Source organism: Nostoc sp. 106C (assembly GCF_002154725.1).
Taxonomy (GTDB): Bacteria; Cyanobacteriota; Cyanobacteriia; order Cyanobacteriales; family Nostocaceae; genus Aulosira.
In genome coordinates, this window is the sequence record NZ_MTAW01000118.1 from 1 (window position 1) to 13,491 (window position 13,491).

The following is a 13,491-nucleotide window of genomic DNA, read 5'->3' on the forward strand; positions in this document are numbered from 1 at the left end:
CTCTCATTAACTCAGCACTGCTGGGTCTTTTTGGATGGCTTAGTCTAAACTCCAGAATTTAAAGTTTTTTATTTAAATAAGAAATTATTTCTAGTTTCCCATCAAGCTGATTCTCAAAAGTATTCTTTATAACCTATTCATGTCTATGAACTGAGGGTTAATAAAATGATAAAAACACATAGACTAATGTCATTGCTCGTAGCCACATTGACGAGCAATTCAATTGGTATAGATAGGTTATTTGCTCAAGACGTTAATAAAATGACTGAAGTAGCCAATAACTCCATTACTATTAATGAACAAAATACTGATTTTGTGAAATTGACCCAAGTCTTTGGCTTTAACTCTATTGCTAAAGCCAAGAATGAAAAGATGGTAGCTAGCAATCTTGTAGCACAAACGCAGACTTATCCCGGGGTGAATCTACCAGCGGCAAATAAGTCGCCAAATCTGTCATATTATGTCCGATTGAACACTTGTCAATTAGATATACAACTAAACGATTGGGTCTTCCAAGCATTGCAATCGCTGGTGGAACGCTACATCTGTATATTTCAAATAAATGGCAAAGGCTTGTAATATCAGCCTAACGTCGCAAGCTTCGAGGATCGAGAGCATCTCTTAGCCCGTCCCCGAGTAAATTGAAAGCAAGTACAGTGACGATAATTAGGAATGCTGGCGGCCAGATTAGCCAAGGTTGCAGTACCAAAATTGAAGCATTACTTGCTAGAGAGAGCATATTACCCCAAGAGGGGTCTGGTTGTTGAATTCCTAAGCCGATGAGACTCAATACAGCTTCGGCGCTAATAAAACTAGGAACAGATAAGGTGGCAGAGATAATGACATAGGTAGCAGTTTGTGGCAAGACGTGGCGGAGGATAATATATAGCGGTTTACCTCCCATTGCTCGTGCTGCTTGGACAAATTCTCGCTCTTTAATTGAGAGCACTTGTCCGCGAATTACCCGTGCTAAACCAGCCCAGCTAATTACCGAAGTAATTACCACAATCAACAAAAAGCGCTCGGTGCTGCTTAACCCAGCTGGTAATACAGCTCCCAATGTCACCAAAAGATAAATGCTAGGAAAAGTCATCAACACTTCTGCTAGGCGCATGATGATGGTATCAGCCACACCACCAAAATAACCAGAAATACCACCGATGAGCAAACCGAGGGGGTAGGTGATGATAACGCCAAAAATACCGATAAACAGGCTAATGCGACCTCCATGCACTAATCGGCTGAATTGGTCGCGGCCTTGATCGTCAGTACCCAAGATGTTGAATTTTGCGTCCCCAGTGCTGCCAAACAAATGCCAATTTAAGGGTATACCAGAGAAAATTGTAACTTCGTCCCATTTGGGTGGCAGTGGTAAACTCAACTGAAAAAGATGGTACTCCGGACCAGAGACAAATAGACGCAGAGGTGAGGGCTTTTTGAAGTCTACGATCAGTTTGCGATCGCCTGTTTCTAAGTTTGTGTCTCCCTGAATCGTAGGATAAACATGAGGGCCGATAAACTGCCCTGAGGGTGAAGCCCAGTAAATCTTGGTTGGTGGTAGCAACGAACCATTGGGTTGTGACGCGTAAGGATCGTAAGGAGCGACAAAATCAGCGGCAATTACCGCTAAATAGAAAACTAATAGCAAAATCGCCCCAAATCGCGCCAAAGGATTCTTTTTAAGTCGTTGCCACCAATCCATAGTTTTTTAAAAAAGTCAAGGGTTAATAGTGTAATAGTCAAGGGTCAAAGGTCAATAGTCAACCCCCGTGGAGAATTCAAAATTCTCAGCCCAGCATAATTAATTTTAACTCTTGACTTTTAACTCTTGACTTTTGACTAATAACTATTAACTACATACCGCTGTTCTTCTTGTTGTTTGTCATGTTCTACAACAAACACATTTGAGTAAAGATTAGCCAGAATTTGTTTACCTTGTTGTGTCAGCGACAGATAACGTAATGCATCTTGGACATAGGGATAAACCCCATTCCAGTAAAATTTGGCGTAATTCTTACGTAAATCGGCTGGGGTTTGATAGCCTAAAACTTTATTCATACCAGTTTCTTCAAACTCATAGAATAAAGAAGTAATTTTCTTTAAGTAACGTGGATCGCTTAATTGTCCAATTAAATCAGCTGCTCGTACTAAACCAGCAAAGTTATTTGTATCTTGATGATCTTCCGCCGCAGGAACAGGGAACCTAGTCAATTCAATATTAATCTTAATTACCTCTGCATCGATTAACTTATGCCCACCAAAACGTTCATCAATAAAAAGTTTAGCTCTATCAACATGATATGGTATGAGACTGGCATCAGAAGCACCAGCAGGCAGAGAAATCATTCTGTCATTTTTACCTGTAGCATATAAGCCTTCAGTCTCTTGGTCTTGTCGGCAAACTCCTTTAACATAGCCAATATCATGACAGACTAAAGAGATAATAAAATGTAACCAATCGTCACTAGAAACACCACCCTCGCGGATATGTTTGCCTCGTAATATTTCTTGCCCTACAAGGGTAACAAGAATAGTGTGTTCGACATTGTGATACAAGGCGTCACTATTGGCAATATTTTCCAAGGCCATGCTACCAGCCCAGGCAATGATATCTTGATAATCATTTTTGAATGCGCCATAGGTGCGACGATAGCCTTCTCGAATTTGATTAACAAAAGAATCAATTAAAATTTCAGTAGCATTGAACATATGTGGTTACTCACTCGGATAAGAATTCATTGATTATTTGCAAAAATTGCCAGATTGCTGCCACCAAGGGGAAGTGACGACAATGTAAATTTTCTCCTTTGTAGCTCAATAAAAGTTTTTAGTACTAGCCATTTTTATATTTTTCCCAAAAGATAGGCTATTCTTTCATCGCTGCACAAAAGATTTATCGGCAACATAAGGCAAATAGTAGGTTGATATCCTGCCACAAATTCTTGATATTTGTCCAGATATACCTTAGCCTCATTAGTTGTTGACATCTATTTTTTTAGCAGCAGCGATCTAGATATCAAGAGTTTGTAACATAAATCAAAGTGATAATGCTAAAGAACCAGCTTTATTAATATTTAATCCTAGATATAAAATAACCAATTTTTCAGACAATTCGTAGCAATATTAAACTATATATTTGCAGATTAAAGTAATAATAGTTAAAAACTCCCGATTCTGAAGGTAAAAATGACAATTGCTGGAAGTTTTGGTGAGATACACAAGCATTCCTTAATCTTATCAGCAATGCAAGCCAATAATATTTTAATACTTTAAAATGTTGGTTAATTTAGTGCAAATACTTATTGACAATACTTAAATAATCTGAATATATTGCAAATATTCTCTTATGGTAATAAAAATATGACCTCCGTCATGTTTATATACTGGGAACAATGACAGTCAGAGTCTGAAAAAAGGTGCCATATTTAATATACATTAATAAATTTCAACCTTTCTTAAGAAAATCCCAGTAGAGTATTTTATATGCATAGGAGGTATCGGTATGACTGTGGGTGACGAAAGTCCATTAGAAGTCGAAACGGAAGAACCTTTGAAGGCTGAGGATGCTAGCTTTAAGAGAAAATTAGATGATAGACAAACTCGTCTGTGGTTAATGCCGTTGTTGCTAGGGACTGGTTTAGGTTTTGCGATCGCCCTTGGTGGTGTAGGTGCATTCAAGAATCATGCAGATCCTCAACAAAAGACTATAGCGGATAAATCAGCATCGCCAGCTAAACCAGCGATGACGGTTACCATTGCATCTGTAAAACCTGCCAGTATTGCTCAGACTCTCAACACCACAGGTACTATAGCAGCGTCCGATTTAATTCCTGTGCTACCGCAAACAAACGGACTGCAAATCAAACAAATTCCCGACAATGTCAAAGAAGGAGCTTTCGTAAAAAAAGGTCAAGTGCTGGCAGTTCTAGATGATTCTATACTGCAAGCACAAATTAGCCAAGCGAAAGCAGATGTGCAATCCAAGCAAGCGGATGTGGAATCTAAGCAAGCAGATGTAACATCTAAACAGGCAACTGTGTCATCAAATCTGGCAGTAGTCAAGCAAAGACAAGCAGATTTAGCGCAAGCACAGGCGAAGCTAGAAGAAGCCGAAAAGAATTTTCAACGCTATCAAAAACTTGCAGCCGCAGGTGCGATTAGTCAGCAAGAACTCGATACTCGCTCCTACACAGTAAGAACTGCGATCGAGGCGGTGCGTGTTGCTCAAGAAAATGTTCGTAGCGCTCAAGCAAACGTAGGTAGCGGTCAAGCAAATATTAGCATTTCTCAAGCGAATGTGAATAAAGCCCAAGCTGATGTTCGCAATAGTGCGGCGAAGGTAGGACAGTTACAAACGCAATTAGGACAAACTTTAGTTCTCGCGCCTGTGTCAGGAATTATTGCCGAAAAACTGGCAAGAGTCGGAGATGTCACAGGTGTACCTCCACAAACTCAGGTAGGTAATATTGTTGGCGGTACGCAAAAGCTGTTTTCGATTATTCGCGATCGCAAATTAGAACTGCAAGCAAAAGTTCCGGAAATTCAACTATCTCAAGTCAAAGTCGGTGCAACTGTAGAAGTTACTTCTGATCGGGATAGCCGCGTCAAGTTGGAGGGAAAAGTCAGAGAAATACAACCGCTAGTCAACGATCAAAGGCGAGAAGCAACGGTAAAAATCGACTTACCAGCCACAAACTTGCTGAAACCTGGAATGTTTGCCCGTGCAGCGATTACCACCAACTCAGCGATGGGAATGACAGTACCGCAGAAAGCAGTACAAGCCCAACCAGATGGAAGTGTAATTGTATTCATGCTATCGGGTGAAGACATTGTTCGCGCCCAGAAAGTAGAACTAGGAGAACCTATTAACGGTAACAGGGTGGAAATCAAAAGTGGATTGAAATTAGGCGATCGTGTGGTAGTTAGTGGTGCAGGGTATCTCAAGGATGGCGACAAAGTACTAGTGGTTACAAGCCCATAATTTTGATCTGAAAAAAAGGCACAAGGCGGAAGGGAAAAAAACTGATTTTGTCAGCTTTTCCAAGCTTTTTAACTAGATGTTTATTTGTACTACTAGTAGTCCACGAAACCAATTTTGAAGACTTGTAGTAAAGGCTTGAGCCTTTTTCAAGGCAACTTTTTTTTGCAATTCCTGACTTAACTTTTCGCAAAAACTCAAAACTAAAATTTACGATGTCGTTTAATATCTCTGCTTGGTCGATTAAAAAACCTGTTCCCACGATAGTTTTATTTTTAATTTTGACGGTAGTCGGTTGGTTTTCTTTCATTTCTTTAGGAATTGATACCAATCCCAATGTTGATATCCCCGCAGTTTCAGTGACAGTCACACAACCGGGAGCAGGCCCGGTGGAACTAGAATCTCAAGTGACGAAAAAGATTGAAGATGCTGTCGCGGGGTTGGGCAATATCGACAACATGATCTCAAAGGTGACTGATGGCAATTCCACAACGACAATAAATTTTTTGTTGGGGACAAATAGCGATCGCGCCACCAATGATGTGCGCAATGCGATCGCCCAAATTCGTCAAAGTTTGCCTCAAGACATCAACGATCCAATTGTTCAACGCCTAGACTTTGCTGGCGGGCCGATCATTACTTACGTTGTCAAATCCGATCGGCGTTCTGTAGAGGAGTTAAGCAATCTCGTAGATCAAACTATTAGCCGTGCCTTGTTAGCAGTTAAAGGTGTAGCCCAAATTAAGCGTGTGGGTGGGGTTGATCGTGAAATTAGAATTAACCTCAATCCCGATCGCTTGCAATCTTTGGGTATCACCGCCACTCAGGTAAACGACCAAATCCGTGCCTTCAACATTAACTTACCTGGCGGACGTGCGGAATTAGGCGGTAGCGAACAAAGTATTCGTACCTTAGGAAACGCTGCCAGTGTAAATGTTTTGAAAACCTACGAAATCGTTCTGCCAGGGGGCGGTTCTGTACCCTTGTCCAGCTTGGGCACTGTGGAAGATAAGTTTGGCGACGTGCGGCAAACTGCCAGCTTGAATAATCAACCTGTGGTAGCTTTTCAGGTTCTCCGCAGTACTGGCAGTGTCATGGTAACTGTGGAATCAGGAGTCAAAGCCGCAGTTAACGAACTGGAAAAAACTCTCCCCCCAGATGTGAAGCTGGATTTAATTTTTACTAGGGCTGATGTTGTTCGCCAATCCTACGAAAGCACCATTGATGAGTTGATTCAAGCCTCAGTGTTGGCAGTCATCGTGATTATGATATTTTTACGGGACTGGCGAGCAACATTGATTACTGCCGTAGCCCTGCCCTTATCGATGATTCCTACCTTTGCAGTACAGCAAGCATTGGGTTATACCCTCAACAACATGACATTGCTAGCATTAGCCCTAGCGGTAGGTAACTTAGTAGATGATGCCGTCGTGGAAATTGAAAACATGGAACGGCACATGGCAATGGGCAAATCACCTTTGCAAGCAGCTTATGACTCTTCTGACGAAGTGGGATTAGCTGTGATGGCAAGTTCTGCAACGATTATTGCCGTGTTTATGCCCGTTGCCTTTATGGGTGGGATTCCGGGGCAGTTTTTTCAACCATTTGGCTTTACGGTTGCTATTTCCACAATTTTCTCAACTTTGGTAGCCCGGATGGTAACCCCAATGATGGGGGCGTATTTACTCAAGGATAAAGACCATACGCATCACAGTAAGGGAACACAGGAGCAGCATCAGACAAGAGTTATTCGATTCTTCAATTTTAAATTTACACTGCCAACAATCAACAAAAGAACTAAAAAACTCAGAACTCACAACTCAGCAACGCCAGTTCGCTCAAGTCGGGAGACCCTTTCGGCAGTCGCTCATGGGGGGAACCCCCAAGACCGCGCTGCCTCACCACGCGACTGGCTCCTCAGCACTATCAAGCCTCGTGGCTTTCAGCCTTATAAATCGCTGTTGCAATGGGCATTACGCCATAGATTAACAACAATTGCGATCGCTCTAGCTTTCTTTATTGCCAGTCTGATGCTAGTTCCTTTAATTCCCAAGGGTTTCGTTGATGATGGTGACTACGGTCTTTCTAGCATAGCTATAGAAATTCCACCTGGTTCCACCTTAGCAGACATGAATCAGGTAGTTACACAGACAACTAATATCCTCCTAAAAAACCCTGTAGTTGAACAGGTGCTAGCAACTGAAGATTTGAATACAGCTAACCTTGCTGTCAATCTCAAACCCAAAGAGGAACGGAAAATTTCTCAAAAACAGTTTGAGGAACAAATACGCCCCTTATTCCAGCAAATACCAGGAGCAAGAATTAGTTTCCAAAGTCAAGTACCTGGTGATAGCCGTAAAGGTTTATCAATAGTTCTGCGGAGTGAAAATCCCGAAGCTCTCAGACAAGCTGCGGAAGCTTTAGAAAAGCAGATGCGAACCTTAAGCGGATTAGTAGAAGTCTCTTCTAGCGCCAGTTTGGTGAAACCAGAAATTCTGGTAATTCCCGATCCGCAACGCGCCGCAGATTTAGGTGTGACAGTGCAAGCGATCGCTCGTACAGCCTCCCTAGCTACAATTGGCGATAACGACGCGAATTTAGCTAAATATAATTTAAGCGATCGGCAAATTCCCATTCGCGTGCAAATCGATCCCAAAGCCCGTGCAGACATCAACAATATCAAAAATCTCCAAGTTCCCAGTCAAAATGGCAGCTTAGTTCCCCTCCTTGCTGTTGCAGATATCCGATTTGGTAGTGGGCCTGCAACCATCAACCGCTACGATCGCGCCCGTCAAGTCGCAGTAGAAGCCAACTTGCAAGGTATCGCCCTCGGAGAAGCAGTCCAAGCAGTAAATAAACTGCCTATTATGCAAAATTTACCCCCAGGAGTAGTACAGCAACCCTCCGGCGGTGCAAAAATTATGCAAGACATATTTAGAGGTTTTGGCAGCGCCTTGGGATTAGCAATTCTGTGCATCTATGCAATTCTCGTCCTGTTATATAACAACTTCTTCCATCCGCTGTCGATTATGGCAGCCTTGCCCTTTTGTTTAGGCGGCGCACTTGTAGCCTTGATGCTTGTGCAGAAACCCTTAGGACTCTATGCTTTGATTGGAATTGTACTGCTATTGGGGATTGTTACCAAAAACTCAATTCTGTTAGTTGACTATACAATCATCAACATGCAAGAAGGCAAAAGCCAACGTCAAGCACTTATAGAAGCTGGTGTGTCACGCTTGCGTCCAATTATGATGACCTCACTGGCAACAATAGCAGGTACTCTACCTCTAGCATTGGGAATTGGTGCCGGCTCGGAAGTCCGCCAACCGATGGGAATTGCCATCATGGGTGGCTTCACAACTTCTACATTGCTGACTCTGGTAGTAGTACCCGTAATATTTAGCTATATTGACAACTTCCAACGCTGGATCATCAATACATTACGGTACGGCTTTGGTAAAAAACCACCCCGTGCTTCATCTGATGAACATGAAGTCATCAGTCTCCCATCAGAGCGCGAAAAATCTGCTTCTTAAATTCAGCATTGGCAATTTGTGGTATAATAACAGTTAGCTATAGCTAAGTGGCTAGCTGCTTTTTGCGGGTGTAATTCAGTGGTAGAATGTCACCTTCCCAAGGTGAACGTCGTGGGTTCGAGTCCCATCACCCGCTTTTAATTCAAATCCTTACATCGTAAGCTTTTCAAGGTTTTTTATCTTGATCATTCTCCTTGATAATCCCAATTATACCCTTTATCGGGTGCTTTTATTGGGTCATCAAAGGTCTTTTTGGGTGTCAAACTATTTACCACACATAATAAAACTTATTATCTCTAGGAATTTTATTCTGTTTTCTCAATTCGTGAGAAGGGCATTTATCGCTACAATAGCCGCAATCATTTTGAGGACAAATCAGACGACCACAAGTAGGGCAATTATCATGTTTACCAACAACAAGCGGAGTAAATCTACATTTACCCTTTTTTTCTACTTTTCCACCACAGTAAGCTAATATTGTGGTCAGGTTATTATCTTGTTCTGAACGTTGACCTTGTAGTAACCCTCGACCATTGAACTTAAAAACTTTAAATTCAGCTAAGTTTGCTTTCTCCCGATTTTCCCAAAGACTTTGTAACGAAGCGCAGAAGTCTTTAATTGTATTCAAAGGATCATAGAGTTTCAGATCCAAGAAGTCCTCATTGGATGACTTTGCTGAAGGGTTGACAACGTAAGGATTGCAGAGGTGCAGGGGTGCAGAGGGGAATTTTTAAATATCCGTTCGTATACCTTAAACTTCTTCTTTCTCCCCTGCTCCTCTGCACAAGAGCTGCCTCAATGATTTTCCCTTTACAAGCGTGCCATTCGGCTCAGATGGTTTGTTCGCAGTTGATCATCCACGGTGTCCCAAACTGATCGGTCAACATGCCAAAGCGCGATGACCAGAACGTTTGCGCGATCGCCATCTTCACCTTGCCATTTTCTGCTAAAGCGTGAAAAAGCCGTTCTGCCTCAGCGATTTCAGGAACGCTAATTTGTACGTAGAAACCTTGCGGGGTTTCAAAGTATCCTGGTGGGCAGTCAGATCCCATCAGGAGGCGATCATTTAGTTCAAGGCAAGCGTGCATGATTTTGTCCTGCCATTGGGGTGAGACATTTTCTGCGGAAGGTGCTTCTTTGTGTGTCATCATCATAGTTATCTTGCCACCCAGACATTGTTCATAGAACTTGAACGCTGCCTCACAGTTGCCGTTGAACATCAGGTAAGAATTGAGTTTCATTAATTTCTCCTTTTGTAATCGATTCTGCGTTTTGATGAGCGGATCGTTCGCACATGAACATCATTTGCGCGATCACTGATGACGTTACCCGGATTTCTCACCACATCTCGAATAAGCCTGCGCTTGAGCAGGGGAGCAGTTGCAGTAAGTCTTTCCCCTCTGCACCTCTGCCCCTCTGCCCAATATCCCCTCAAGCTTGTGAGAAATGCGGGGTTACTTTTGCTGCTGCGTTTCAATCTGAGCGCGAATGCGGTCTTCCTGCTCCCTTAAGGCGGGTGTCAGGACTTCACCAAAATCCTCTGCCTCGAATACGGGACGAATCTCAATCTCGGAGTCTCCTGGCATAGGGTTAGGGCAGCGCTTTACCCAAGCAACTGCCTCTTCCATTGAGTTCACCTGCCACAGCCAGTACCCTGCCACTAGCTCCTGCGCTGGAGTGAAAGGTCCCTGGGTGACGGTGCGATCGCTTCCTGAAAAGTGAACTCGCACCCCTTTTGAGCTAGGATGCAACCCCTCAGCGGCAAGCAAGATACCTGCCTTGGCTAATTCTTCGTTGTACTGCCCCATTTCAGTTAACATCTGTTCGCTCGGCATGACCCCAGTTTCGGAGTCTTGAGTTGCTTTGACAAAGACCATGACTTTCATTGTGAAATCTCCTGTTGAATGGTTTTGAGTTAGATTGCGAGGGGTTGGGTGTCAATACTGCACGCTTTGTGCATTTTCAACTCGGCATTGGGTTTGGGGAAAAGGTTAAAGGGTAAACGGTAAACGGTAAAGGGTAAAGTTTTTTTCTTTTCCCTTTCCCCTTCCCCTTTTCCCCATACAAGTATTGGGTTGGGTGTGCTGATTAGCGTAAAGCGCAACTCCGAAGGAACCGCTAATCAGCAGCGACACGCTTGAGTTCATCAATCTCGATCTTCTTCATTTGCAGCATGGTAGTGGTCACTTTTTGAGAGGTTGCCGCGTCGGGGTGGTTGAGTAACTCAATCAGAATGCGAGGAATAATTTGCCAGGAGACGCCGTATTTGTCTTTAAGCCAGCCGCATTGCTGTGCGGTTTCATCCCCACCAGCAGACAATTTTTGCCAGTAATCGTCCACGTCCGCCTGGGTATCGCAAAAGATTTGGAAGGAAATAGCCTCGTTAAATTTGAAGGTCGGACCACCGTTCAGTGCTGTGAACGGCTGACCATCAAGTTCAAAGCTGACAGTCATGACGGCTCCGGCTGGTTTTCCGTGAATTTCCTGTCCAGCGTCTCCATATCGACTGACGTGGACAATTTTGGAATTGCGAAAAATCGACGTATAAAACTGAGCGGCGGCTTCGGCTTGATCATCAAACCATAAACAGGGAGTGATTTTGGAATTGTTTTGCATGAGGGTTCTCCTTGAGTTCAAGTGGTTAAGGACGGTCAGGGCTGTGCCAATACTGCTCGGTTAAGGATTTTCAACTCGGAATTTGGTTTGGGGAAAAGGTGAAAGGGTAAGGGTTAAAGGTTTTTTCTTGCCCCTTTTCCCCTTCCCCTTTTCCCCTTAACCGACAAGTATTGAGGGCTGTGCTGGTAGTCCCGCAACTTCGATGACAGGACGGATTTCGACGGTGCCGACTTTTGCACCTGGGATGCGGGTGGCGATCGCAATGGCTTCATCCAAATCCTGAGCATTAACGAGGAAGAATCCACCCAATTGTTCGCGGGTTTCGGCAAATGGTCCATCGGTCACGAGTGATTTGCCATCACGGACTTGGACACTGGTTGCGGTTGCAACAGGATGGAGTGGAGCCGTCGCCAGAAATTGTCCTTGAGTATGCAAGTCCTGGGCGAGTTGGGCAGATTCCCCATAGCAATGCTCCCGCTCGGTGTCGCTCATGGCGTTTTCGTCCATATAAATCAGCAGCAAATATTTCATTTGGTTGCCTCCTTTGTGATTAAGTCGAACGGGAATTGTCCAAATCGACACCTGAGTGCAAAAATTTTGTCTAGTACAATTGAACTTTATCTCCCTTTATCACTCAGTCGAACGGCAATTGCTCAAATCGACACCTTGCCCAAAATTCTTTATGTGTTTTTGTGAAAGGTATGGCTTCAATCCCAAAAACAGATGTGGCTCAAGCAATTGCTGCCCTTTATCGAACTGAATGGGGGCGCATTGTCGCTATTCTGATTCGGCTGGTCGGAGATTTTGATGTAGCTGAAGAAGCTGCACAGGCAGCATTTACAGCGGCAGTGAATCAGTGGGAAAGCGACGGTATTCCCGATCGCCCCCGTGCCTGGATTATCCGAACTGCCCGATACAAGGCGATCGCTCGCCTCCGACGACGTACGAAACTGACCGAAAAACTGGAGTGGTATGCGGCATCTGGCTTAATTCCATCCACAGAAGAACCAACCTATGACAGTATTTTGATAGTGAATATATTTTTCACTCAGATACTTATGAAGTTGGGGAAGCTTATATCCTTTCCCGGCAATGTGAAATTTTCTATAGATATTCTTAAGTCTTTAGGTAAAAGCTTCTTCTTCAATTAGGGAATATGATGTAATATAGGTTGCCAATAAATCTTTTTTTGTGGGGCAGTGGCTCTCCTCTAAGCACATTAAAACTTCTGTTTCAAGAGAAGTAAGTTCATATTCTCTAGAATTGCATAGTGCTTCTAAAAAAGTATTCCAACTCATAAAATAGTTGCCAACTAAAAATCAGAGAAAAACCAAATAATTCATAATTATTCAATCAGAGATATTTAATTAATCCATTGTACTTCCTAGGCATATTACACCTCACTACACTTTCCCAATATTTACTCATCTCTAGACACAAGCGATGATGAGCGTATCTTTAATCAAAGACTTTTCAAATTACCTCTAAGCTGATTAATCACTTTCAATAATAATTTATAAATCCTTATGCTGATTAGAACTAAGAAATTTCAAATATCTCCCAAAGAATTAAGAGGAATTATTGCTGTTGATTATTATAAACGCATGAAATTAACCTTAATTATCTTTTCAGTTTTGACAGTGGTAAATATTATCATTTCTATAATCCAGAAAGAATTTAGTTGGTGGTTGCTGTATTGCTTGGGTTTTATTGCTTATATTCTCTCTGTACCACTTTGGTTACGTTTACAAGGGCGAACTTCTGAGTTAAATTTTCAAAGTAGATATTGCGAAATGGATGAGGATTTTTTTACGATATTTTTTGAAGATGGGAGTATCAGCAAGCTCAGATATGAGCATTTTGTAAAAGTTATCAAAAAAAGTGAATATTATTTCTTATATATAACAAAAGTTCAATTTCACTACTTACCAGTAGCGGCTTTTGAGTCAGAGAAGGATATGCACCGATTTGATTTATTTTTAGAAGGGAAACAGCTAATTAAATTGTGGTGAATACAGCAGTAAAGTTGCGGTAGAATTACGTGTGGAAATTGCGATGTGTCTGAACTTCTCACCATAAAATCCTCAGTTTTGTGTTGTTCTCCCGTCCACAGGTTAGAAGCATTATCATTACCCATATCTGAATAAATTCCCGCTTCGCTGCTAACCCGCCTCGGAATGAAATTCCAAGGCTAATACCAAATCAAATAATGTTTGCGACACATCAATAAATATTCTAGAGGTCACGGCAGTGCCCATTGGTGTCAACTTAAGCTTAAACGCTTATCCCATATACGTTTTACCCCACCCCTTAATCCCCTCCCCCGAAGTTTGCTCAACGGGGGGGAACCCCCGCACGCAA

General features: G+C 42.7%; 12 protein-coding genes and 1 tRNA gene. 6 read left to right on the forward strand and 7 right to left on the reverse strand.

The features are described 5' to 3' along the window. Nucleotides 1-186: 186 nt before the first annotated feature. Nucleotides 187-579 (forward strand): hypothetical protein, encoded by a 393-nt coding sequence (locus tag BV375_RS16235; RefSeq protein WP_086762224.1) that lies wholly within the window; start codon nt 187-189, stop codon nt 577-579. Nucleotides 580-586: 7 nt separating this feature from the next. Here the strand turns inward: BV375_RS16235 and BV375_RS16240 are convergent, their stop codons facing one another. Together BV375_RS16240 and BV375_RS16245 are read right to left on the reverse strand one after the other, a co-directional pair. Then, complete coding sequence (locus BV375_RS16240; RefSeq protein ID WP_086762225.1) at nt 587-1,702, reverse strand: ABC transporter permease; 1,116 nt, start codon at nt 1,700-1,702, stop codon at nt 587-589. A 137-nt stretch (nt 1,703-1,839) separates the two neighbouring features. Beyond that, nucleotides 1,840-2,709, reverse strand: coding sequence for an Npun_R2479 family HD domain-containing metalloprotein (locus BV375_RS16245; RefSeq protein WP_086762227.1), 870 nt, complete (start codon nt 2,707-2,709; stop codon nt 1,840-1,842). 793 nt (nt 2,710-3,502) lie between these two features. Between BV375_RS16245 and BV375_RS16250 the strand changes: the two genes are divergently transcribed. The 3 genes from BV375_RS16250 to BV375_RS16260 all read left to right on the forward strand — a co-directional run bounded on the left by BV375_RS16250 (nt 3,503) and on the right by BV375_RS16260 (nt 8,650). Beyond that, nucleotides 3,503-4,981 (forward strand): efflux RND transporter periplasmic adaptor subunit, encoded by a 1,479-nt coding sequence (locus tag BV375_RS16250; RefSeq protein ID WP_243713958.1) that lies wholly within the window; start codon nt 3,503-3,505, stop codon nt 4,979-4,981. Nucleotides 4,982-5,193: 212 nt separating this feature from the next. Next, nucleotides 5,194-8,514 carry an efflux RND transporter permease subunit gene (locus tag BV375_RS38160; protein WP_086762229.1) on the forward strand — a complete coding sequence of 1,107 codons (3,321 nt, stop codon included), beginning with the start codon at nt 5,194-5,196 and terminating at the stop codon, nt 8,512-8,514. Between the two features lie 64 nt (nt 8,515-8,578). Continuing rightward, nucleotides 8,579-8,650, forward strand: a tRNA-Gly gene (locus BV375_RS16260). Between the two features lie 132 nt (nt 8,651-8,782). Here BV375_RS16260 and BV375_RS16265 read toward each other — a convergent pair. The 5 genes from BV375_RS16265 to BV375_RS16285 all read right to left on the reverse strand — a co-directional run bounded on the left by BV375_RS16265 (nt 8,783) and on the right by BV375_RS16285 (nt 11,712). Beyond that, nucleotides 8,783-9,166: a hypothetical protein gene (locus BV375_RS16265; RefSeq protein WP_086762231.1), complete on the reverse strand. Its 384-nt coding sequence runs from the start codon at nt 9,164-9,166 to the stop codon at nt 8,783-8,785. A gap of 178 nt (nt 9,167-9,344) precedes the next feature. Further along, on the reverse strand, nt 9,345-9,755 hold the full coding sequence (locus BV375_RS16270; protein WP_086762233.1) for a VOC family protein: 411 nt from the start codon (nt 9,753-9,755) through the stop codon (nt 9,345-9,347). 213 nt (nt 9,756-9,968) lie between these two features. Further along, a complete protein-coding gene (locus BV375_RS16275; RefSeq protein WP_086762234.1) occupies nt 9,969-10,400 on the reverse strand; it encodes a YciI family protein in 432 nt (143 codons plus the stop codon). A 232-nt stretch (nt 10,401-10,632) separates the two neighbouring features. Further along, on the reverse strand, nt 10,633-11,130 hold the full coding sequence (locus BV375_RS16280; protein WP_086762236.1) for a VOC family protein: 498 nt from the start codon (nt 11,128-11,130) through the stop codon (nt 10,633-10,635). A gap of 156 nt (nt 11,131-11,286) precedes the next feature. Continuing rightward, nucleotides 11,287-11,712, reverse strand: a complete 426-nt coding sequence (locus tag BV375_RS16285; RefSeq protein WP_243713960.1) for a YciI family protein — start codon at nt 11,710-11,712, stop codon at nt 11,287-11,289. 119 nt (nt 11,713-11,831) lie between these two features. Between BV375_RS16285 and BV375_RS16290 the strand changes: the two genes are divergently transcribed. Together BV375_RS16290 and BV375_RS16295 are read left to right on the forward strand one after the other, a co-directional pair. Beyond that, the gene (locus BV375_RS16290) at nt 11,832-12,281 is read left to right on the forward strand and encodes a sigma factor (protein WP_208099135.1); all 450 of its coding nucleotides are present in this window, start codon (nt 11,832-11,834) and stop codon (nt 12,279-12,281) included. A gap of 375 nt (nt 12,282-12,656) precedes the next feature. After that, on the forward strand, nt 12,657-13,142 hold the full coding sequence (locus BV375_RS16295; RefSeq protein ID WP_086762240.1) for a YcxB family protein: 486 nt from the start codon (nt 12,657-12,659) through the stop codon (nt 13,140-13,142). Nucleotides 13,143-13,491: the final 349 nt, after the last annotated feature.